Here is a 22,129-nt window from a genome sequence, read left to right on the forward strand (position 1 = left end):
TCGGCTAGTTGACAGCCAGAAATTTAAATTTATCAGTTTCGCTAAAAAAGGAGATTTATTGGATGAAAACAAATCAAATCCTCGTCCGTTACGGGGAATTATCAACTAAAGGAAAAAACCGGAGTTCGTTCATTGGCCGGCTGCGTGATAATATACGCCAGATGTTCGCAGATATAGAAAGCATTCGGGTCAAGGCAGAACGCGATCGGATGTTCATCTTTACGGATAGCGAAGAAGATATGCAGAAAATTTTGGAAAGGCTGCCAAAAGTTTTTGGCATCCAATCATTCAGCCCGGTGACAGAAACGGCTTTGACAATTGAAGCGATGCAAGCGGTTGCGATTGCAGTGGTTGATAAAATCAAGCGGGAAGGCAAAACATTTAAAGTGAATGTCAATCGTGCCAATAAAGATTTTCCGCATGAAAAGCTGGAAATTATGCAAGCAATCGGTTCAAGCGTCTTGCGCAATTTTCCAGAACTCACTGTGCAGATGAAAAAACCGGACATCGAATTGAAAGTTGATATTCGGGAAAATGGTGCATTTTTAATGGCTGAAGTCATTCAAGGAGCCGGCGGACTGCCGGTCGGAGCTGGAGGCAAGGCTTTATTGATGCTGTCAGGTGGGATCGACAGTCCAGTAGCAGGGTACCACATGCTAAAACGTGGGGTACGCCTGGAACTGATCCACTTTTTCAGCCCGCCTTTCACGAACGACCGCGCAAAAGAGAAAGTGTTTGATTTGGCAGAAAAGCTCAGCCATTTCGGATCTTCAGTGAATCTGCACGTAATTCCTTTCACCGAATTGCAGCAGGAAGTGCATAAGCAAGTACCGGACAATATTACAATGACCTCGACGCGTCGAATGATGATGAAAATAGCTGATTTGGTTTTAGCCGAAACGAAAAGCCAGGCGATTATTACAGGAGAAAGCTTAGGGCAGGTAGCGAGCCAAACGCTTGAAAGCTTAAACGCTATTAACGCCGTGACCCATTCGCCGGTATTGCGTCCCTTAATTGCAGCGGATAAATTAGAAATCATTGAAACGGCTCAAAAAATCGGTACCTACGATATTTCCATTCGCCCATTTGAAGATTGCTGTACGATTTTTACACCAGCCAATCCGAAAACAAAGCCGAAACTGGAAAAGGTGGAATACTATGAGAACTTTGTATCGTTTGATGAGTTGATCCAGCAAGCTGTACAGAACAGGGAAATCATTAAATTTCCACGGAAGAAAGAGAATAAGTTCGAAGACCTTCTTTAAACTGCCTAAATAGGCAGTTTTTCTTTTATTATAATTATTTTGAATAATAAAATATTTGAGTTATAATGATAGGGATATAATATTTTTTTAGCACCCAAGGGGGAATACATCGTGAACAGAGAAGATTTATTGGCACCGGAATCTTATAATTTAACCGAAGAAATTGAACGTTTTGCGACTGGAAACGGCAAAATTGCCATCATTTGGGAAAATGGGCAAGGGGAAAAGAAAGAAGTTACATATGATGAATTGATCAAACAAGCCAATAAAGCAGCGAATAGCTTTGAGAAAGCAGGCCTTAAAAAAGGGGATATCGTTTTAGTTATGGTCCCTCGCTTAATCGAAGCTTATATTGCCTATATCGGAGCTCTTAAAGCGGGTCTTGCCGTGATTCCAAGTTCTGAAATGCTTCGTGCAAAAGATATCTCTTATCGATTAAACCATAGTGATGCGAAAGCGGTCATCGCTTATGAACCGTTCATGGATCAGTTTAAAGAAGTTGAGGAAATGAAGAAGGTGACGAAATTCGTCATCGGAAAATCGGACAGCAGCTGGATTTCCTTGACTGAAGAGATGGAAGCGGCTTCTGATGACTATCAAGCTGCAGCAACGAAGAATGATGATATGGCTTTCTTATCTTATACATCCGGTACTACCGGCAATCCAAAAGGGGCTGTCCATAGCCACGGGTGGGCTTATGCACATCTTCGCACTTCCGCTGAACATTGGTTAGGCGCAAAAGAAGGCGACCTTGTTTGGGCAACAGCAAGCCCTGGTTGGCAGAAATGGATCTGGAGCCCGTTCCTTGCGACACTTGGAAGCGGAGCTACAGGCTATGTTTATAACGGCAAATTCGATCCGGAAGTCTATTTGCAGATTTTAGAACGGCAAAAAATCAATGTGCTATGCTGCACGCCGACTGAGTACCGGTTGATGGCGAAACAGAAAAATTTAGCATCTTTTGATTTGTCTTCTCTTCACAGTGCGGTTTCAGCAGGTGAACCGTTGAATGCGGAAGTCATCAATGTGTTTAAAGAGCATTTCAATTTAGAAGTCCGTGATGGATACGGCCAGACCGAAAATACATTATTGGTCGGAATCATGAAAGGGATGGAAATCCGCACTGGTTCCATGGGGAAACCGACTCCGGGCAATCGCGTGGAAATCATCGACGAAAACGGCCAGCCGGCAGCGGAAGGGGAAGTCGGCGATATCGCTGTCCATGTTTCGACACCCGCTTTATTCAAAGGCTATTTTAAAGACGATGAGCGGACGAAAATGCAATTCCGCGGCGATTATTACGTCACCGGAGATAAAGCATCAAAAGATGATGATGGGTATTTCTGGTTTGAAGGAAGAGGCGATGACATCATCATTTCTTCCGGCTATACGATTGGACCTTTTGAAGTGGAAGATGCCCTTGTCAAACATCCAGCCGTTCAGGAATGTGCGGTCATCGGAGCACCGGATGAGATTCGCGGAACCATCGTGAAAGCATTTGTCGTTCTCGTAGGGGGCAATGAACCGTCAGACGAACTAGTCAAAGAATTGCAGAATCATGTAAAAGAACTGACAGCACCGTACAAATATCCGAGAGCCATCGATTTTTTGGCAGAACTTCCTAAAACCGCTTCAGGCAAAATCCGGCGAGTGGAGCTTCGCCAGAAAGAAAAAAATAAATCGTAGCAGCAAGCGGCCGATGTTTCGGCCGCTTTTTATTTTTCTTTTGTTTGGTCCTTACCGAATTTACTCTCCTCAAACCAAGCCGCTTCGCCAATTCGTCTTATGCCCGGCGAATCTAAATGGCCGCTTCCGCTTTTAATGTTTACTTAAAAATTATCGGGGCATATAATTAGACTATTATTTCGAGAGACAAAATAGAGAGAGAATGGTGAGCGTTTCAAGATGAGTGATGAAAAAAGAGGCATACTGTTTACGATAATGACTTATACGATTTGGGGATTTCTGCCGATTTATTGGAAGACCGTTGACCATGTGCCGTCTGATGAAATTTTAAGCGGCCGTGTCATCTGGTCATTCCTAATTACCTTGGCAGCCATATTTTTAATCGGACGGGCCAGGCTATTGATGGCAGACTTAAAAGCGTTATGGAAATCGAAAAAAACATTTTTTACATTGATGCTGGCTTCGTATTTAATTACAGCCAATTGGTTTTTGTATATTTTTGCAGTCACGAACGACCGGATTGTTGAAACAAGTCTTGGCTATTACATCAATCCGCTCGTGTCGATGCTGTTGGGTGTATTTTTCTTGAAAGAGAAAATGGCGCCGGCTGTTAAAGTTGCTTTTGTTTTTGCGGCAACCGGCGTTGCGATCTTGACGATTTCATACGGCGAGTTTCCTTGGCTTGCTTTTGGAATGGCATTTAGCTTTGCGTTCTACGGCTTTATTAAGAAAACCATTAAATTGGATGCGCTAAGGGGATTGGCGCTTGAAACTTTATTTGTGCTGCCGCTCGCGGCGGCTTATATGGTTTATTTGTTTGCTTCCGGGCAGGCTGTATTCCTGCATGATTCAGGTACAACGGATATTCTGCTGATTTTAAGCGGTGCGGCTACTGCGCTGCCATTATTCCTGTTTGCAACGGGTGCGCCGCTGATTCCGATGTATATGATCGGCTTCCTCCAATATATTGCGCCAACTTTGATGCTATTGCTCGGCGTCCTGGTATATGGAGAAGCTTTTGACCGCATTGATTTGATTTCGTTTTCGTTTATCTGGTTTGCATTAGCATTGTTTACGGGGTCGAAAATCATCGAAGCCCGGAATTTAAAACGGGCGAATGCCAATGCACCGCTTTAATAACTTAGAGCAGAAATGAAACATTTTTTAGGGTTACCCGTATAATGGATTGTAGACTTAAAGGAGGGAACTGAATATATGAATACAAAAAGATGGATCGCACTGGTGGCGGCCGCAGCTGTTTTAGGCATTTCTCTTGTCATTAACTCCGCATTTGCATTTTTCCAGTCGGCGATGAATGCGAATTTTGATGAAGTGTTGGCTACAGGCGAAACGAGTTTTGCAGAAAATGTGATTGAATCCGGCGATTTTGATGAGCGCATTGCGGTATTGAATGTAGAAGGTGTTATCCAAGACACCGGGGAAGCTTCGTCTTTGTTCGGCAGTACCGGCTATAACCATGAGTTTTTCATGGAACAGTTGGAACAAGTGAAATCAGACGCCAGCATTAAAGCTTTTGTCCTTAATGTCAATTCACCGGGCGGCGGAGTGGTCGAATCGGCTGAGATCTACGATAAGATCAAAGAAATCCAGGAAGAAACGGAAAAACCGATGTATGTGTCGATGGGTGCAACAGCTGCATCCGGCGGCTATTATATTGCAGCTCCGGCAGATAAGATTTTCGTGAACCGTGAAACTTTGACTGGATCGATCGGTGTCATCATGGAAAGCGTCAACTACGGAAAGCTTGCCGAGAAATACGGCATTGATTTTGTGACCATCAAATCGGGGCCGTATAAAGATATTATGAGCCCGACCCGTGATATGACAGATGAAGAAAAGAAAATTCTTCAAGATATGCTGGATGATTCGTATGAGTCATTTGTCGATATTATTGAAGAAGGCCGCGGCATGTCAGAAGCAGAAGTGAAAGCTGTAGCAGATGGCCGCGTCATGAATGGCCGCCAAGCCGTGGAAGCGAATTTGGCAGATGACTTCGGATTTGAAGAAGATGTCATTGCGGCAGTGAAAAAGGATTTCGGATTAGAGAACGCGGAAGTTTTCGAATACGGCGTATCTGATGGACTTGGATCCTTGCTTTCATTTAAACTCAACTCATTTTTAGGGAATGATATTGAGACAAAAATGATGGCCAAATTATTTTCAGAGTACAATTCACCGCGGATGATGTATCTTTACGGTGAAAAATAAAGGAGGGACGATTGATGACGGACCATTTGAACGAGGGAAATCATGCTGCAATAGAAGAACCTGTAGCTCGTCCTTCAACTCCGAGTTACGAAGAAGTTCTATTTTACGAGCGTAAGCCTGCAGGGTTTTGGGTGCGGTTTTGGGCGTATTTGATCGATTTGCTGCTCATTTCAGCGGTCACTTCGATATTGGTGAAACCGATCTTCCTTCTGCTAGGGCTTGAAACGAGCGATTCGCCTTGGTATGCGCCATATGCCATCATTTCTGCGATTCTTTTTTATGCCTATTTCGTGTTAATGACAAAATACTTTAGCCAGACAGTCGGCAAAATGATTATGGGCATCCGTGTCGTTTCGCTGAAAACGGATAAGCTATCGTGGAGCACCTTGCTATTCCGCGAATGGATTGGCCGCTTTATTTCGGTGACAATCCTGCCGCTGTATTGGATTGTGGGATTCACTCCTTTGAAACAAGGGATCCATGATTTTATCGCAGACACGACAGTGATTCATGAACAGGCTTACCGCAAAAGTACGGTGATGAAGAAAAAAGCGGCGGATGGGTCTGAGTTGCAACACACCGAGGCGTTCTAGTAAGATTGGAAGTGGAGAAAAAGGAGGCGTTTTTGTTGGTACAAATTACGTTTAAGAAAAATCCTGTGACTTTGCCAGGAAATGAAGTTAAGGTGGGGGACCAAGCACCGGATTTCACGGTTCTGGCAAATGATTTGAGCCCTGTGTCATTGAAGGATACGGCTGGTAAAGTACGTTTAGTCAGTGTAGTCCCTTCACTTGATACTGGCGTTTGTTCCGATCAGACGAAACGGTTTAGCGAAGAAGCTGCTTCGCTTGGCGACAATGTCGAGGTATTGGCAGTATCAGCGGATTTGCCATTCGCCCAAAAGCGTTGGACCGAAATCAACGGAGTGAACAGCATTACAGCGCTGTCGGATCACCGGGACTTATCGTTCGGTGAAGCATACGGCGTAACGATGAAAGAGCTGCGTTTACTCGCTCGTTCTATTTTCGTGGTGGATGCAAATGACCGTGTGGCTTACGTGGAATACGTTCCAGAAGGCACGGATCACCCAGATTACGACAAAGCGATCCAAGCAGTAAAAGAATTGACAAACTAATACAAGAAACCCACTCATATTGAGTGGGTTTCCTTATTGAGGACGGTTAAGAACATGAATTCAGCAATGGAAAAGATATTTTATTTTATTGATAATCACGCAACGGACGTACAGAAGAAACAAGACCTTTCGTATTTGGAGAGCTTGCTTGAAACGACGGAGACATGGCTTGATGGCCATATCCAGCCTGCAGAAGAAGCCGGAAAAGAAGATGTGCGAAAAGCGATTCAGCTGGCAGTTTTAAAAGGGATGAAAGAACATGTTCAGCCGCACCATCAGATGACGCCAGATGCACTTGGACTTTTGATGGGCTATTTGGTTGAGTTGTTTATAAAAGAACAAAAAGCGACGATCATGGACCCAGCGCTTGGAACAGGCAATTTGCTGTTGACGGTCATGAACTATCTGGACGGCCAATTGACCGGAGTCGGTGTTGAAATTGACGATCTGTTAATCCGCTTGGCAGCTTCTACGGCTGATTTAGTGGAACAGCCTGTGACTTTTTACCGCCAGGACGCTTTGCAGCCGCTATTGATTGATCCGGTGGATGCGGTAATTGCGGATCTTCCGGTCGGCTATTATCCGGATGAAGAAACAGCCGGCGGATATGACTTAAAAGCAGAAGAAGGCATGTCGTACGCCCATCATTTATTCATCGAGCAAGCGTTAAAGCACACGGTGGATGGCGGTTATTTGTTCTTCGTCATTCCAAAAGGGCTCTTTGAATCGCCGCAATCAGCACAGCTGCATAATTTCTTGAAAAAGCATGCACATATTCAATCGGTTATGGAATTGCCGAGTACCTTATTCAAGAATTCTACGTACGCAAAAGGCATTTTGATTCTTCAGAAGAAAAAAGAAGGTGTGAAAGCGCCGAAAGAAGTATTGCTCGCAGTAGTACCGAATATGTCGAAGCCAGAGCCGATGGCGAAATTCTTCTCTCAAGTCAGCGGTTGGTTTAAGGAAAACAAAGCTTAATTTCCTGTATTTGTGTTATAATAAAAGCCAATAGTCCAACAGTATAGGATCTTTACAAGAAACGAGGGATGAACGATGACTGAATCGAATGACACACCGAAAAAAGTCAGTTTGCAAGAGGCTGTAAAACGCCAACTGGAAGCAAAGAAAAACCAAGCCGCTAACAATAAAGGCGGAGGCGGATCTTCAATGGAAACGAAGAAAATGAAGAGCCAGCAAACGAAAAAAGTGAATAACACACGCCGCAAAATGGGCGTGTAAACGAGAACCTTCAGCAGTTGCTGGAGGTTTTTCTTTTTGGATTTCGATGAGCCGTTTATGGCATTCAAGAAAAAAAGGCGATTTAGTGAAGAAAAGCGGATTGTACAGGAAAAGCCGATGCCCTTACAGAAATAAAGAGAAACGAAAAATAGAGGAGTATGGCCACATGGAGAAATGGAAACAGCTGATAATCGATACCGAAAGAGGGATTTTTGAAGTGTTCACCAAAGGAGAAGGGCCACCGCTTTGTGTAACGCATCATTATTCGGTTTTCAATGAAACCGGTGACTATTTTGCGGAAATGTTCACGCCGTTTTGCACCGTCTATTTAGTCAATTTAAGGGAGGCGGGACAATCGGTAAAAGCGGAACAGCCCTATCAATTAAGTATGCTCGAAACAATTTTTGATTTAGAGGCGGTCCGCAATTCTCTTGGGTTTGATCAATGGTTATTTGCCGGACATTCGACAGGCGGCATGCTTGGGGTTATCTATGGAATAGCAGCTGCAGAAAATTTAACTGGATTATTGCTTGTCGGGGCGGCGGCAAGGGATTATGCCGCTTTTTCAAGCGACTGCATTTATAATGAAGCCCATCCCGAATTTCAAAAGATGCAAGATTTGCTGGAAGCCTTAAAACGGGAAGAGCTTAATCCAGAAGAAAAGAAAGAGTTGGCGATTCAACGGACGAAACTTTCGCTGCATCAACCAGATCGCTATCCTCACTATTTCAACGCCGAACATACAAAATCAATTTCAGCAATGCGATTGGACTTCTTCAGCCGGGAGCTGCCGATTTTCGATGTGACCCGGAAATTGGACTCCATTTCCGTACCGGCATGGATTGCGTGCGGTGAACATGATGTCCAGTGCCCACTCCTCTATTCCTTAGAGATGAATGAAAGGATTCCAGGTTCGCAATTAGCAATTTTCAGCAACAGCAACCATTACCCGTTCTTAGAAGAAAAATCGAAATTCGTGCAGGAAGCCCGGTCATTTATAGAAGAATTAGATACGCAAAATAAAGGTCGATTTAACATTTAAAATTTGTATACAGTTAATTTCTTTGATGGTACAATCAGGAAAAATAGAGTTATTTGGACAGGAGAATAATGAGTTGAACAAAGATAAATTTTTTATGGCAGCTTCAGCAACAGTCATCGCAGTCGCCAGCGCGGCCGCACCTATTAGTGCAGCGTCTACGCATCCTTTTACAGACGTAGGGGCAAAATACGAGGAAGCTGTCAGTTTTCTATTTGAAAATGAAATTCTCAGCGGCAAAACGTCCACTCAGTTCGGAACGCAGCAAGCTTTGACACGAGGCGATGCAGCAGTCATCATGGCCCGCACTTTAGGGGTGGATACGGAACTGGCGCCGGATGCCGGGTTTACCGATCTTAATGACCGCGTACGTGGATCTGTCAACGGACTTGCTGAACTGGGCATTGTAGCTGGGGTCACAGATACCCAATTCAAGCCGAATGATCCTTTGACGCGAGGCGCCATGGCGAAATTCCTGGTACTTGGTTTCGGATTGGAAGAAGAGGAAGAGTCTGAAACACCATTTACCGATGTTGGCGGCGTGTTCACCCCATTTATCAATTCGTTATACGGACTTGGAATTACCAATGGGAAAACAGAAACGTCTTATGGAACTTACATGAATATCACTCGCGGTGAATTTGCGAATCTCCTTTATAAAACCATTTCATATATCATCGACAATATTTACTTTTTTGAAATTGAACGTGCAGAAGTCACTTCTTCCACCTCGTTTCAAATAGTGGCTAAAAAAGAAGTGCCGGCCGAATTCACCCCTCGTGATTTAGGCTATTACTTTTTCTATTCTGCTAGACTGGATGATGGCACCGTGATTGATTTCACGCCGAATTCTTTCCAGCTCTCGCCGGATCGCAAGACCTTTGTCATCAATCATAAAAATGACGACATGGCTGGGAAAAAAGGGGTCATTGTCATCGACGATTTTGAAAGCACCGTTGAAATTCCGTTCGATTTTACGGTTCCTGAAATGACAGCAGGCGAAGGCATTCAAGTGACTGAAGATATCCAAACAATTTTTTCTGTGCCGACAACACTTGAAAGAAAAGAATAAAAGAAAAGAAAAGCCCTTGCGAAAACGAATAGCAAGGGCTTTTAATATGGAAAAAACTTTCAGCTGTGAACCATTAACGGTTTGCCTTATAATAGAAAAAGCGGAATAAATGGAAAATTAAATGAATACATAAGTTGGAAGGGGAATCATCGGATGACGACAATCGGAATTGTAAGACATGGAATTACGGAATGGAACCGGCTAGGAATCTCCCAAGGATGTGCAGATGTGCCATTGAATGATACAGGGCGAAAGCAAGCAGGGGCCATCGCTCAACGTCTTGCTGAAGAAAGCCCGTGGGATCTTATCGTTTCAAGCGACCTTTCTCGAGCAAGAGAAACGGCAGAGATTATTGCCAAAAAACTGAAGATGCCGATTGCCCATTTTGATCAGCGAATCCGTGAGATTTCCTGTGGACAAATTGAAGGGACGACCGAAGCTGAACGTCTGGAAAAATGGGGCGCGGATTGGCGAAGTTTGGACCTTGGAATGGAAACAGCAGAAGATGTTGCAGCCAGAGGGACGGCGTTTATTGAAGAAATAGCCGCGCGTTATTCTGGAAAGCGGATTTTGATGGTCAGCCATGGGGCATTGATCGGCTTAACCTTAAAAGCGCTCTTGCCGGACCAATTCCAGAAGACGGATTTGGAAAATACGTCGATTACGCTGCTTGAATATGCAGAAGGGATTTGGCAATGCCCTTTGTATAATTGCACGAAGCATTTAACAACGCTTCAACTAGCAGATTAAAAGAAAAAGCTAGCCCGTCGTCCCTTCTCTTTTCTAAATATTTTTTCAATTACATAAGTTTTACATTATAATGAAAGTATGATAAGAGGAGTTCAAGCGAGGAGGGACGGCATGGACGATTTAAAGGAGAAGGTAGCGGAAGCTTTTATTCAGTTGGAGAAGAAAAACTTAGGTCAGGCTGAGTTTTTATACAGGGAATGCATGGAAGAATGCCGGGAGGGCAATCCGGATTTATTCAAGTCGGCGCTTCTTGGATTGGGCAATGTGAAAAGCGCTCAAGGGAAATTTGATGAAGCGCAAGAAATCTATCAGCAGCTCTTTGATGCAGCGTCTCGAGAAAACGATTGGGAATACAGTGCAGTTGCGCTGCATCAACTCGGGTCAGCGGAGCGTTTATCTGGAAAGCTGAAAACAGCAAAAGAAACCTTTATCCGTGAATATGACCTCCTGCAAAAGCATATGCCTTCCTCTAATGCCCTATTCGCGGCTAATTACTACGAGCATGGACTTATTGCCTTGAGTGAAGGAAAGCTGAAAGCAGCTAAAAAGATGATGCAGACGTCACTGGATTATGCCCTGAAATCAGATGACTTGGTAAGCATCGGCTATTCTTATAGAGGCAACGGTGCAGTGATGCAAGCGATCGGGCGAAAAGAAGAAGCGGTGAAGTCTTTTGCTACTGCAAACAAAATGTTTGGGCAGGCCAAAGAAAAGCTTGCGATCAAGGAAGTGCAGGCAATTATTGCGGAATTGGAAAATGCAAACTCCACAGAGAACCGCAAAAGTGAACTTTTATAGAAGGTGCACATAACGATACGCTTTAACAATGGGATTTAGGAAGGTGAAAACATGCTGCCACAGGAATTAGCAGTCCAGAAGATAACAGAAAGTCTATCAAGTGATCCATTCGTAAAAGCGGTATTCTTAAAAGGTTCGATGGGAAGAAACGAGCATGATGAACATTCGGATATCGATCTTTATTGCTTAGTTGAACAAAAGGACGAAAAAGCGTTTCTCAAAAACAGGAAAGCCCATCTTGAATCGTATCGTCCAATTATTTTTGAAGATGACATCTTTATCATTGCCCCACAGCTCATTGCGGTATATGATGATCTTTTGCATATGGACCTTTTCACCGTGACTGCTGAATCTTTTACAAAAAAAGACTTCTTCAAGGTCCTGTATGATCCACATGGGGCTATGGAAGAATTTGGTGAAAGCCAATCCCTAACAATCAGCCCGCAAGAATTCAAAGATGCGGTGATCGATGTGGCTTGGTTTATGTTCCAATACAAAAAAGCGGCTGGCCGGGGAAATGATGTATGGGCTTCCCGCATGTTGACCAATTCGACGGACCATCTTGCACGAGTGTTAATGCATAAGTACAAACCGGAACGGGCACAGCTCGGTTTGAAAGCGATGAGTGATGCTTTGCCGAATAGAATCATGGACAGGCTCATGGCAATATTAGAAACCATCACACCCGGCCGCCACCGGGAAGCGGTAATCGATTTAAGCAAATTGCTCCATAACGACATGGAATGGATCATCGGGAAGCTCGAAGGCGACAAACAAACGGAAGAGCTCCTCAGAAGGATGGTTGAATTGCATTTGCCAGTCGAAGAGAAGATTTAAGTTTACAATATACTTATTATGATTAAAATCGTATTTCAAATTAAGTTGCATCCAAAAGGATGCTCTACCGCAAAACAGCTGCCTAATTTTAGGCAGCTGTTTTTTAACCGGTTGGAATAGTAGAAGGGCGTACCCAAAGTTTCGAGAAATCCACATAGCCAAAATGGCTAATGGAAATGTTCATTAAGTCTGCAGAAAACGGAATTTGCCTTCTTTCATAATAAAGTGGGACCATCAAGGAAGATTCGACCAAGTATTTTTCGAGTTCCAAGTTTAGCTTGGCCCATTCTGAAAATGGGGTGGAAGCGTAGCGATTTAATCGATTCGTTAGAATAGCATCTGTTTTGCAAAGGGATGCGAAGGGAGAATACCCATTTCTGAAAAAATGATAGAAAGAAAAACTTTGGTTCATTTCAAAGACTTCTCCATGGACAAAAAGGTCGGCTTGTTGATCCAAGCCATTGTCGTCCATTTTGCCTTCAAACGAGAGATGCTGGATTTCGACAGGGATTCCTTCTTCTTCGAGCGCCTCTTTCAGCCATGCGGTGGCACCTTCCAAATAATCGGTCGTTTTAATGACGAGCGGCCGATCTAATTCAGGGCGAGCTGCGTTAGGAATTTCATAATTCGGGTTTTCGCCAATCAGGATGCTCTGGTGATTGGCTTTTGCCCTTGGGTAATAGGCTTCGATTTTATGGCGATGCTTGGCTATCGCGAAATGTACATAGTCGCGGACTTCTTTACGTTGGATGGCTGAATCCCGAAAAGCATTGAAAATCACCATGCCGACACCTGAATCACTTTCTACAATAAATGTATCGCATGCTGCGTCTTGAGTCGTCGATCGGTAAATGATCGAATCGAAATCTTTCGGTACCTGGATGAATTCCACGGCATCCAGCAAGGGGCGTTCCCGGAAATAATCGTTAAAAGCCCTAAGTGTTGTCTTGCTCTTTCCGTCCCCTTCAAAATAAAAAGGGCCTGTCCCAATCACGTCTCCTGAGATTTCCTTGAATACGCTGGAATTGATCATCCCGAGCATTTGAAGGCAATAACTGCAGCCTTCCGGAAAATTGATTTCCAAAACGAGCGGACCAACCGCTTTGATCGAAGTGATCGGTTTCCATAATTCGTGGAAATGGCTGTGTTCACGTAAACGGTTTAAGCATGTTGCAGCATCTTCAGCAGTTAGCGTGGAGCCGTCATGGAATTTCACATCTTTTCTCAAATACAGGACGAGTCTTGTATCACCCATTTCCCAGCTATGGGCTAGTTCCGGTTCTACAATGCCCAAACTGTCCACGGAAACCAAACGATTGAAGACATTGGCAATCATATTGGCACTGTAGATGTCTGCAGCTTCCAATGGATGTTTGGTCAGCAAAGGATTTTTCTTTGGGATGATCAGTTTATCGGCTTCACTGAGGTCATGAAAATAACCGAAGCTCAACCGGAATTTATCGATCAGGCGCATTTTGCTTTCCACTGACCAATCGTATAAAAGATACTTGCTGCTGACTTCGGCCGACTCCTGTTCAATCATCTCCATCAATTCTGCCTCAAAGTATTTTTCTACGTTTTTCAGCCAATCAAGTTTGGATACTTTCCCTCTTCCTTTCCCTGCCGTAAAGACAAGCCAGCCTTCGTTGCTCCATTTTTGAAGAAGGCGTGATGTTTGCTTCAAACTTAAATCGAGGATTTCAGCGAGATCTTGCTTTTTGGCTGCTCCTGACGGAATGGCATGCCACATCTTCAATAATTGGTTATCCATGAGCCGCTCCTTTTAAAGTGGACATTATTTTTGAAAAATGTCCATTTTCTAATTGTTTTGTCTAGTTTAATATACATAAGACAAAGGAGGTTGACAACATGAGATGGAAATATTATCCACAAAACATTAAAGTCCGTTTAATCACCTCTTTCTTTAACCGGGCGGTATCTTCTGCGGTCATGCCTTTCATGGCATTATTTTTCGCGCAAGAAGTCGGAAAGATTTGGGCTGGGGCATTTTTAGTCTTTACAGTCATCATCGGTTTTTTTATCAATTTAATTGGCGGCTATGTTTCGGACCGTTTTCCGAGAAAACAAGTGGTCGTTTGGACTTCCGCATTGAGTGCGCTCTTTTTCCTCTTAATGACGATCAGCTTATTGCCTGATCAAAATTGGATCTTGCTTTTTGCTGCTGCATACTTATTTTTTGTAGTCACCAGCAGTTTAGGGCGGCCGGCTATGCACGCGCTTATTATCGATTCCACTACTCCCGAGAACCGGAAAGCGGTTTACACAATCGAGTATTGGCTGACGAATCTTTCGATGGCAATCGGGGCAGCGCTTGGCGGATTGCTGTACGTTAATCATCAAATTGAATTATTCATTCTTTTGACAGTGACGGCTTCAGGGCTTCCGGTTGCTTTCCAAATCTGGTTGAAAGACGGCGAAGTGGAACAGCGGAAGCAGCAGCATAAAAACGTTTTTATGGATGTGCTGCAAAATTACCGTGTAGCTTTTCGCGATTTGCCTTTTGTTAAAGTCGTGGTTGGATCGATGTTCATCTTTGCGGCTGAATTTTCTTTGAACAGCTACATCGGTGTCCGATTGGCGGAGACGTTTGAAGCTGTCAGCATCGGCAGCTTTGAAATTGTCGGGGTGCGCATGCTCAGCATATTGAATATCCAGAACATGCTATTGGTCGTGTGCTTGACGTTTTTTGTCAGCCGGATCACAGATAAATTTTCAAAACAGAAAGTCTTGCTGACCGGCCTCATCATCTACAGTATCGGCTATATCACGATTACATCAGCGGATGCCTGGTATATCTTAATCGTATTTAATTTAATTGCGACACTTGGAGAATTAATTTATTCGCCGGTCCGCAATGCCGAGCAGGCGAATATGATTCCGGCGGACAAGCGCGGCTCGTACTCCGCTTTTTCAAATATTTCGTTCAGTGGAGCGGACTTGTTGGCGCGTTCGACAATCATCATAGGCGCTTATCTTATGCCGTCCATGATGTCCGTGTATATCGGAGTCTTATTGATGATCGGAACATTCTTGGTTTATACAGGTTTATTCGTCAGAAATTATTCGGTTCAGAAAGAAATAATTACCAAATTACCTTAGTAGAACGCAATAGAATAGTGTACTATTAATGGAAGAAATAAAAAATTCTGATTAATAGCAAGGAGGAAATAGCTGACTTAAGCTATTTCCTTTTTGTCGAGTCAGCTCGGTTTATGGAGGAAGCAATTTATGCAGATCAGAAAAGCAGCACCGGAAGACGCAGAGAAATTAGTAAATTTAATGAAGCATGTAGAACAGTCGGAATTTATGTTATTCGAGCCGGGAGAACGAAAAACAGAGCCGGAACAATTGAGCAAAAGAATCGAAGCTCTAGGCGAAGACTCTGCCATTTTGTTAGCTGAAGATGCCAACTGCCTTGTCGGTTATTTGTTTGCCATGGGTGAAGGGGTGAGGCGGAAGCGGCACTCCGTATATATCGCGTTAGGCATTGCCGAAGGGCAAAGAGGTAAAGGCGTTGGAACCGAGCTTTTCAAAGCATTAGAAAGTTGGGCGACCGTAAAAGGCCTTCATCGCATCGAATTGACCGTAATGGAAACGAATGCTGCAGGACTGGCATTGTATAAGAAAATGGGATTTGAAGTAGAAGGGACGAAAAGAGATTCGCTCCTCATAAATGGTCAATTCGTCAATGAATATTATATGGCGAAAATTATTGGATAACCCAACTTAATAAAAGGAGATAGAAATTTGATTATTCAAAATGAACTTCTTGCTATCCGTGAATTAACCCGAAAAGATAAAGACAATATGGTTCGTTGGCTATCAGACCCGCGTGTCCTCGAGTATTACGAAGGACGGGATAACCCCCACGATGAACATCTAGTCGAGTCCCATTTCCTCAATCGGCAGGACGAAACAATAAGGTGCATCGTGGAATATGAAGGGAAAGCGATTGGCTATATTCAATTCTATCCAGTCTTGGCGGAAGAACGGGAAATCTATGGTTACGGAAGCCAAGAGAAAATCTTCGGCACCGATCAATTTATCGGAGAACCGGATTATTGGAATAAAGGGATCGGCACCGACTTAGTGGGTTTGATCAAACATTATTTATTCGATTCATTAGGAGCCGATCGCATTGTTATGGATCCGCAGGCAGAAAATAAACGGGCCATTGCCTGCTACGAGAAATGCGGATACCGCAAAGTGAAACTTCTGGAAAAGCATGAACAGCATGAAGGTGAAATGCGGGATTGCTGGTTAATGGAATGCATCAAACCGTAAAAGCTAATTAATGGCCGGGCTGATGATTCTTAAGTTTAAAGAAGGGGGCCTGAAGGTGAAGAACAAAGTCATTTTCACTTTTTTAGTAGTGTTGACCACCAGTTTGATGGGGTCCTCTTTTGCGGTCGGCAAAATCGGCTTGGAATACATTTCACCGCTGTTGCTGGTCGGGATGCGTTTTACGTTAGCAGGCATTATGATGGCAGTCATTGTCAGAATTTTAAAGAAAAAGCACCCTGTAAAAGTGAGTGACTGGCTGAAAATTCTTTTAATCGGTGCTCTCCAAACGACAGGCGTCATGGGTGCCATATTTTTAAGCCTCCGAACTATTTCAGCTGGGGAATCTGCCATTCTCACTTTCATGAATCCCTTGTTGGTCGTAATCTTCGGTACGCTTGCCTTGAAGATCTCCTATCGTTTGATGCAATGGGCAGGTGTGTTTTTAGGCTTTTTAGGGGTGGTCGTCACGATGGGCGGCCAAGTCCAGTTGGAAGTCGGAACTGTTTTCGGTTTTGCGAGCGCAGTTTTCTGGGCTATCGGGACTTTATTGATCAAAAAATGGGGCTTTCGATTTGACACGTGGGTATTGACCGCTTATCAAATGTTTTTTGGCGGCATCCTTCTTTTAGCAGCTAGCCTGTTATTGGAAAATACAGTCCCTGTCTTTACTGCAGCTTCCGTAGCAATTATTTTATGGCTGGCCATTCCGGCATCGATCGTCCAATTTTCAGTTTGGTTTTATTTGCTTCAAAATGGCAATCCGGGAAAAGTCAGTGCCTTTCTTTTCCTTTCACCGTTTTTTGGCGTCATTACGGGTTGGCTATTGCTGGATGAAAAAATTGGAATCTCCCTTTTAATTGGCGGAACCTTAATTTTTGCAGGGATTTTCTTGGTGAATTGGCCGGATAAAAAGGCCGAAGAATCAGGAGAGGTTGAAGTTGTAAGATGATGAAGAGGTGGAATATGGGAACTTACACGTTGCTGGAACATTTTTTATTTCCGCCGGTTCTATTCAATCGCCCAAAACTGGTGAAGGCATTGAGCGGCAAAACCATTTTGATCACGGGAGCGAGTTCTGGCATTGGCCGTTCACTAGCTTATTTGCTGGCGGATATCCCTTGCCATTTAATCTTAGTGGCCAGAAGGGAAGCCGTTCTTTTGGAGATCAAAGAGGAAATTGAATCTCCGCATACTGAGGTTAGTGTATTCGGTGCGGATTTGCGCAATCGGGAACAATTGGCGGGTTTGCTCAAGTTTCTTCATGAGCTGCCCGAAGGATTGGATATAGCGGTCAGCAATGCAGGCATTTCCATCTATCGTCCGATTGAAGATTCTTTAGACCGCTTCCATGATTTCACCAGGACAATGGCGATCAATTATTTTGCACCTATCGAATTGATGCTTTCCATCATTCCGCTGTTGAAGAAAAACAGCGGCCACGTTGTAAATGTTTCGACGATCAATGCCTTGCTCGTTCCGTTTCCTTTTTGGGCTGCTTATCAAGCGTCCAAAAGTGCATTCGATGTATGGTTCCGCTCAGCTTCACCGGAAATGAACGCAATGGGCATTGCGACGACGACTATCTACTTGCCTTTAGTGAAAACGCCGATGATCCTGCCGACTCCCGCTTATCAAAAAGCGGCTGCAATGGAGCCGGACCATGTCGCTAAGCTGATCGGTACGGCTATCTACAAGAAGAAAAAGCGGCATATGCCGTGGTGGCTGATTTTTGGACAGCTTTTCTCAGTTATTTTTAGGAGTTTCTTTGAAACGGCACTTCCTCGGATCATCAGGAAAGGAGAAAGGCTTTGAACATCTTTAAACTAGTCCGTGTGCTGAAGCAAATCCAGCTGCTAAGCCCGCGTAATTTGTTCGATTTGTTAACCGCTTTTTATCGCCAAGGCGTCAATTTAATGATGCTGGCCGATTTTGCCAATCAACTATATGGCCAAAAACCCGTCTTGACTTCTGACAAAGGAACCACGCTTTATTCAGTGCTGTTTACGAGAAGCCAACAACTTTCAACTGTCCTCTATCAATCTTATGGAATCAAAAAAGGAAAGAAAATTGCCTTTTTGTGCAAAAACGACGACGCCTTGATTCCGTCGCTGATTGCAGGATCACGTCTGGGAGCAGATTTGTATTTATTGAATGCAGAGCTAGGGCGGAAACAATTCCTCCGATTGATCGATCACCACAATTACGATTTGTTGATCTACGGCGAAGAACTGGAAGAAACGATTAGTCAAGCTTTGGAGGAAATGGATGTGATTTGTTTGCAGCTTCAAAAACTGGTGGCGAGTTTGTCCCCTGATCCGTGCGATTTGAATGGAGTTCCACGGACGTTTATGGGCAAATTGGTCTTAATGACCGGTGGGACGACAGGGCATGCGAAAGAGGCACAGCATAAGATTTCGCTCTTTGCTTACTTACATCCGTTTGCTGCGATCATTACACAATTGAATTTATTATCCTGCCGGACAGCTTATATCGCGACCCCTCTTTATCATGGCTATGGCATTGCAGTGCTCCTGGTCTTTTTCGCCCTTGGCAAACATGCCATCATCACAAAGGAGTTTCATGAAAAAGAGGCTTGCCGGCTGGTCGATGAATATCAGGCGGAAGTGATGACAGCAGTGCCATTGATGGTTCATAAAATGCTGCAAGAAAATCCGGAAGCGATGCAGTCGTTGAAATGCATTGCTTCCGGCGGCGCGGAACTCAATCCGCAGCTTGTAAAAAGGGTTGCTGGCGAATTAGGGCCTGTGCTTTTTAATCTATACGGGACGTCTGAAACCGGTTTGAACACGATTGCTGGCCCGGAAGATTTGGCGATGTCTGCTAAAACCATCGGCAAGGCGATTGACGGAGTAACCATACGGATAATGGATGCAGCTGGCAGGAACATGCCTATTGGTGAAATCGGACAACTACATATAAAGAATGGTGGCGCAGTCAGCGCTTCCTCCGGTTCCTGGATCGCGACAGGAGACCTTGGCTATAGCGACAAGCAAAATTATTATTTTTTGGCCGGAAGAACGGATGATCGAATTGTATCGGCGGGCGAAAACGTTTATCCCCATGATTTAGCCGCCATCCTTTTCTTGCATCCCGCCATTGAAGATTTGGCGGTAGTAGGTGTTCCAGACCCTGTCTTTGGACAGCGGCTAAAAGCATTTATCCAGCTGAAAAACGGTGTGAAAGAAACTCCGGAAGAAATTAAACAATGGCTTAAAGGCAGGGCTGCCAGATTCCAGATGCCGAAAGAACTGGTAATTGTCGATCAGCTTCCTTACACAGCAATCGGAAAACTCAATAAAAAAATGCTTTTACGCAATGAAGAAGCGAAAAGCGAAATTTGACCTGAACTTTCAGGTCTTTTTTTATTGGTTTTTAATGAAAAGAGGTTTAAAGCAGAAGGGAAAAGTGTATACATAGTTGGGAGTTATGAAACGCATCACAGCATGAATTTGACATCACCTGAAAAAGAGGGGTAGCAGAATGTTAAGCCGATACAAGAAATCCTATAGAAAAATAGCAATGGGTCTTCTCGCTTTGGTAGTGAAAGAAAAAGAATTGAGAAGCCTTCAGCAATTAATCGATTTATATGAAAGTGATCCGCTTTATCAATTATATATTTGGAAAGAAAACGAAAAAATTGTCGGTTTAATTGGAGTCGCCAAAGAAGCCGATGAGTTTAAAGTCCAGCATCTATCCATTATTCCTTCTTATGCAAAAGACGAAATCGCCGAAAAAATGCAAGCGAGTCTACAGGAAATTTCACGATTTGAAAAAATGCGCCTTGCGAATGAAGCCGATCAGGCTATTCAGGAAGCATTACCAGCTTCAAAAGGAAAAGGGTCTACTGAACAAGCCATCTCATAGCCATCAAAACTTCAAGTGGAATCGGTTGGTTCCGGCTTGAAGTTTTTTTATTCCTTTTTTTATATCAGAGCAGTGAATAAAAAGGGGCTAGAATAAAAGGGAGGCTTGACTTGTAAAAAAGACATGATAAGATTTAAAGAAATTAGAAATGCGATAGAAATTGTTGAATGATGAAAAAGTAGTTTGATTGTGTGCAGCAGAAAGAGACTGAGCGGTTGGTGAAAGTTCAGGCAGCAAATCGAATGAATTACACCATCTGTCTTTTCGGCAAACAATGAAGTGGATGCATCGATTAAAGCGAGGCATCAAATTGGGTGGTAACGCGGAGAAAACCTTCGTCCCTTTACGGGGATGGAAGGTTTTTTTATTTGCATAATCTAGTAAAAAATCAGTATGAGGAGGCGTTTCAATGTTCCAGATCAAAGCGGTCATTTCACCAAGTTTTAAAGAGGCAATTGCCCTAACGGCTATGGTTGTGGCCATCATCAGTGTTTGTATCATCTTTTTTGAAGCGGCACCGCATATGCCCCTATTATTTTCAATTTTTTTGTTGATTTGCTACGGGCTGGCAAAGAAAGTGCCTTACCGTGAACTTGAAAAAGGGCTGGTCGAAGGTGCCGGAGCTGGGATGAGTGCAGTTTTCCTGTTTTTCCTCATCGGAATTTTAATCAGCAGCTGGATGATGAGCGGTACGATCCCAACCTTAATCTATACCGGCTTTAATCTGGTTACGCCCTTATTCTTTTTCGCCATCGTTTTTGTGGTGACTTCCTTGATTGGACTTTCAATTGGCAGTTCGTTGACCACTGTTGCTACAGTAGGAGTGGCTTTTATCGGGATAGCCGGAGCGATGGACTTGTCATTGGCGATCACTGCTGGGGCGATCGTATCCGGCGCTTTTTTCGGGGATAAAATGTCGCCCCTGTCTGACACGACGAATCTTTCAGCTTCCATTGTCGGCGTCGATTTGTTTGAACATATTCGGAATATGGGCTGGACGACCATTCCGGCATTTGTTTTGACATTTCTTTTCTTTGCAATCCTTTCGCCGAGTGTGGAACTGAAAGATACGGCAAACATTGAAGTTTTCAAAAACGGCCTTCAAGGAACCGGCTTGATCCATTGGTACGCCTTGCTTCCTTTGCTTGTATTGATTTTCTTAACTTTAGCGAAAGTGCCAGCTTTGCTGACATTGGCCGTCAGTTCGATAAGTGCCGTCGGGTTGTCTTTCATTCACCAAAGCATTCCGTTTTCTAAAATGCTCGGAACTTTATTCGGTGGATATGTGTCTAAAACAGGGGTAGAGCAAATTGATGTATTGCTTACCCGCGGCGGAATGCAAAGCATGTTCTTTACAATCGGATTGGTGCTGCTTGCTTTAAGTATGGGCGGAATGCTTTTCAAACTGGGCATCATTCAATGCTTGCTTGCCAAAATTGAAAGCTTATTAAGAAAAGTTTCCTCCGTCATTGCAGCATCCGCAATGACAGCAATTGGCGTCAATATTTTAATCGGCGAACAATACTTATCCATTCTTTTGACAGGCCAGGCTTTCCAGGAGTCCTATGCCAAGCTCGGACTTGCAGGCAAAAACTTGAGCCGGGTCATGGAGGATGCTGGGACAGTTGTAAATCCGCTAGTGCCGTGGAGCGTGTGCGGCATTTTCATTACCTCCGTCCTTGGAATTTCTACGCTCGAGTATTTGCCATTTGCTTTTTTCTGCCTGCTTTCGCCAATTTTAACGGTCTTGTTCGGCTTGACCAATAAAACATTGACTTATATGGATAAGATTTGATTCTTTCAAAAGAGTTAAAAGTATCAGGAAATTAAATGGAAAGTTATAATGAAAAAATAGTTAGCTTTTAGCAAATCTACTGAAAATGGAGGAA

The 22,129-nt window shown here is 43.7% G+C and carries 22 protein-coding genes; 21 read left to right on the top strand and 1 reads right to left on the bottom strand.

Annotation, left to right across the window (positions count from 1 at the left end; all coding sequences use genetic code 11):
- Positions 1-62 precede the first annotated feature (62 nt).
- From thiI to NFU07_RS12025, 13 genes are all read left to right on the top strand, one after another.
- Complete coding sequence (gene thiI, locus NFU07_RS11965) at positions 63-1,265, top strand: tRNA uracil 4-sulfurtransferase ThiI (RefSeq protein ID WP_251478460.1); 1,203 nt, start codon at positions 63-65, stop codon at positions 1,263-1,265.
- 111 nt (positions 1,266-1,376) lie between these two features.
- Complete coding sequence (gene mbcS, locus NFU07_RS11970) at positions 1,377-2,951, top strand: acyl-CoA synthetase MbcS (protein ID WP_251478462.1); 1,575 nt, start codon at positions 1,377-1,379, stop codon at positions 2,949-2,951.
- A 219-nt stretch (positions 2,952-3,170) separates the two neighbouring features.
- Entirely contained in the window at positions 3,171-4,088 is a 918-nt protein-coding gene (rarD, locus tag NFU07_RS11975; protein ID WP_251478464.1) for an EamA family transporter RarD, read from the top strand.
- Positions 4,089-4,166: 78 nt separating this feature from the next.
- A complete protein-coding gene (sppA, locus tag NFU07_RS11980) occupies positions 4,167-5,180 on the top strand; it encodes a signal peptide peptidase SppA (protein ID WP_251478466.1) in 1,014 nt (337 codons plus the stop codon).
- A 14-nt stretch (positions 5,181-5,194) separates the two neighbouring features.
- A complete protein-coding gene (locus NFU07_RS11985) occupies positions 5,195-5,773 on the top strand; it encodes an RDD family protein (protein WP_251478467.1) in 579 nt (192 codons plus the stop codon).
- A gap of 35 nt (positions 5,774-5,808) precedes the next feature.
- The gene (gene tpx / locus NFU07_RS11990; protein WP_235198882.1) at positions 5,809-6,315 is read left to right on the top strand and encodes a thiol peroxidase; all 507 of its coding nucleotides are present in this window, start codon (positions 5,809-5,811) and stop codon (positions 6,313-6,315) included.
- A 54-nt stretch (positions 6,316-6,369) separates the two neighbouring features.
- Entirely contained in the window at positions 6,370-7,293 is a 924-nt protein-coding gene (locus tag NFU07_RS11995) for a class I SAM-dependent methyltransferase (protein ID WP_235198883.1), read from the top strand.
- Between the two features lie 75 nt (positions 7,294-7,368).
- Positions 7,369-7,554 (top strand): hypothetical protein, encoded by a 186-nt coding sequence (locus NFU07_RS12000; protein WP_235198884.1) that lies wholly within the window; start codon positions 7,369-7,371, stop codon positions 7,552-7,554.
- Positions 7,555-7,720: 166 nt separating this feature from the next.
- Positions 7,721-8,596, top strand: coding sequence for an alpha/beta fold hydrolase (locus tag NFU07_RS12005; protein WP_251478469.1), 876 nt, complete (start codon positions 7,721-7,723; stop codon positions 8,594-8,596).
- A 73-nt stretch (positions 8,597-8,669) separates the two neighbouring features.
- Positions 8,670-9,665 (top strand): S-layer homology domain-containing protein, encoded by a 996-nt coding sequence (locus NFU07_RS12010; protein ID WP_251478471.1) that lies wholly within the window; start codon positions 8,670-8,672, stop codon positions 9,663-9,665.
- Between the two features lie 153 nt (positions 9,666-9,818).
- Positions 9,819-10,415, top strand: coding sequence for a histidine phosphatase family protein (locus NFU07_RS12015; protein ID WP_251478473.1), 597 nt, complete (start codon positions 9,819-9,821; stop codon positions 10,413-10,415).
- Between the two features lie 111 nt (positions 10,416-10,526).
- A complete protein-coding gene (locus tag NFU07_RS12020; RefSeq protein WP_251478475.1) occupies positions 10,527-11,213 on the top strand; it encodes a tetratricopeptide repeat protein in 687 nt (228 codons plus the stop codon).
- A 51-nt stretch (positions 11,214-11,264) separates the two neighbouring features.
- On the top strand, positions 11,265-12,050 hold the full coding sequence (locus NFU07_RS12025; protein WP_251478476.1) for a nucleotidyltransferase domain-containing protein: 786 nt from the start codon (positions 11,265-11,267) through the stop codon (positions 12,048-12,050).
- Positions 12,051-12,153: 103 nt separating this feature from the next.
- Here the strand turns inward: NFU07_RS12025 and NFU07_RS12030 are convergent, their stop codons facing one another.
- Positions 12,154-13,821: an ABC transporter substrate-binding protein gene (locus tag NFU07_RS12030; RefSeq protein WP_251478478.1), complete on the bottom strand. Its 1,668-nt coding sequence runs from the start codon at positions 13,819-13,821 to the stop codon at positions 12,154-12,156.
- 98 nt (positions 13,822-13,919) lie between these two features.
- Here NFU07_RS12030 and NFU07_RS12035 point away from each other — a divergent pair, with 98 nt between their 5' ends.
- The 8 genes from NFU07_RS12035 to nhaC all read left to right on the top strand — a co-directional run bounded on the left by NFU07_RS12035 (position 13,920) and on the right by nhaC (position 22,035).
- Entirely contained in the window at positions 13,920-15,170 is a 1,251-nt protein-coding gene (locus NFU07_RS12035; protein WP_251478480.1) for an MDR family MFS transporter, read from the top strand.
- Positions 15,171-15,299: 129 nt separating this feature from the next.
- The gene (locus tag NFU07_RS12040; protein ID WP_251478482.1) at positions 15,300-15,791 is read left to right on the top strand and encodes a GNAT family N-acetyltransferase; all 492 of its coding nucleotides are present in this window, start codon (positions 15,300-15,302) and stop codon (positions 15,789-15,791) included.
- Between the two features lie 27 nt (positions 15,792-15,818).
- A complete protein-coding gene (locus NFU07_RS12045) occupies positions 15,819-16,355 on the top strand; it encodes a GNAT family N-acetyltransferase (protein ID WP_285835960.1) in 537 nt (178 codons plus the stop codon).
- A 55-nt stretch (positions 16,356-16,410) separates the two neighbouring features.
- The gene (locus NFU07_RS12050) at positions 16,411-17,304 is read left to right on the top strand and encodes a DMT family transporter (RefSeq protein ID WP_251478484.1); all 894 of its coding nucleotides are present in this window, start codon (positions 16,411-16,413) and stop codon (positions 17,302-17,304) included.
- Between the two features lie 14 nt (positions 17,305-17,318).
- On the top strand, positions 17,319-18,167 hold the full coding sequence (locus tag NFU07_RS12055; protein WP_251478486.1) for an SDR family NAD(P)-dependent oxidoreductase: 849 nt from the start codon (positions 17,319-17,321) through the stop codon (positions 18,165-18,167).
- A complete protein-coding gene (locus NFU07_RS12060; RefSeq protein WP_251478488.1) occupies positions 18,164-19,717 on the top strand; it encodes an AMP-binding protein in 1,554 nt (517 codons plus the stop codon). Before NFU07_RS12055 ends, NFU07_RS12060 begins: the two co-directional genes overlap by 4 nt.
- A gap of 139 nt (positions 19,718-19,856) precedes the next feature.
- On the top strand, positions 19,857-20,240 hold the full coding sequence (locus tag NFU07_RS12065; protein WP_251478490.1) for a hypothetical protein: 384 nt from the start codon (positions 19,857-19,859) through the stop codon (positions 20,238-20,240).
- 409 nt (positions 20,241-20,649) lie between these two features.
- The gene (gene nhaC / locus NFU07_RS12070) at positions 20,650-22,035 is read left to right on the top strand and encodes a Na+/H+ antiporter NhaC (protein ID WP_251478492.1); all 1,386 of its coding nucleotides are present in this window, start codon (positions 20,650-20,652) and stop codon (positions 22,033-22,035) included.
- Positions 22,036-22,129 lie beyond the last annotated feature (94 nt).

This window comes from Planococcus sp. NCCP-2050 (genome assembly GCF_023708025.1).
GTDB lineage: Bacteria > Bacillota > Bacilli > Bacillales_A > Planococcaceae > Planococcus.

Excerpts from the sequence above, each read along its gene's own strand:
- NFU07_RS12000 (WP_235198884.1), top strand. The coding sequence starts at position 7,369 with ATGACTGAATCGAATGACACACCGAAAAAAGTCAGTTTGCAAGAGGCT.
- NFU07_RS12055 (WP_251478486.1), top strand. The coding sequence starts at position 17,319 with ATGGGAACTTACACGTTGCTGGAACATTTTTTATTTCCGCCGGTTCTA.
- rarD (WP_251478464.1), top strand. The coding sequence starts at position 3,171 with ATGAGTGATGAAAAAAGAGGCATACTGTTTACGATAATGACTTATACG.
- NFU07_RS12065 (WP_251478490.1), top strand. The coding sequence starts at position 19,857 with ATGTTAAGCCGATACAAGAAATCCTATAGAAAAATAGCAATGGGTCTT.
- NFU07_RS11995 (WP_235198883.1), top strand. The coding sequence starts at position 6,370 with ATGAATTCAGCAATGGAAAAGATATTTTATTTTATTGATAATCACGCA.
- NFU07_RS12040 (WP_251478482.1), top strand. The coding sequence starts at position 15,300 with ATGCAGATCAGAAAAGCAGCACCGGAAGACGCAGAGAAATTAGTAAAT.
- NFU07_RS12005 (WP_251478469.1), top strand. The coding sequence starts at position 7,721 with ATGGAGAAATGGAAACAGCTGATAATCGATACCGAAAGAGGGATTTTT.
- NFU07_RS12015 (WP_251478473.1), top strand. The coding sequence starts at position 9,819 with ATGACGACAATCGGAATTGTAAGACATGGAATTACGGAATGGAACCGG.
- NFU07_RS12020 (WP_251478475.1), top strand. The coding sequence starts at position 10,527 with ATGGACGATTTAAAGGAGAAGGTAGCGGAAGCTTTTATTCAGTTGGAG.
- NFU07_RS12025 (WP_251478476.1), top strand. The coding sequence starts at position 11,265 with ATGCTGCCACAGGAATTAGCAGTCCAGAAGATAACAGAAAGTCTATCA.
- nhaC (WP_251478492.1), top strand. The coding sequence starts at position 20,650 with ATGTTCCAGATCAAAGCGGTCATTTCACCAAGTTTTAAAGAGGCAATT.
- thiI (WP_251478460.1), top strand. The coding sequence starts at position 63 with ATGAAAACAAATCAAATCCTCGTCCGTTACGGGGAATTATCAACTAAA.
- NFU07_RS11985 (WP_251478467.1), top strand. The coding sequence starts at position 5,195 with ATGACGGACCATTTGAACGAGGGAAATCATGCTGCAATAGAAGAACCT.
- NFU07_RS12035 (WP_251478480.1), top strand. The coding sequence starts at position 13,920 with ATGAGATGGAAATATTATCCACAAAACATTAAAGTCCGTTTAATCACC.
- sppA (WP_251478466.1), top strand. The coding sequence starts at position 4,167 with ATGAATACAAAAAGATGGATCGCACTGGTGGCGGCCGCAGCTGTTTTA.
- NFU07_RS12030 (WP_251478478.1), bottom strand. The coding sequence starts at position 13,821 with ATGGATAACCAATTATTGAAGATGTGGCATGCCATTCCGTCAGGAGCA.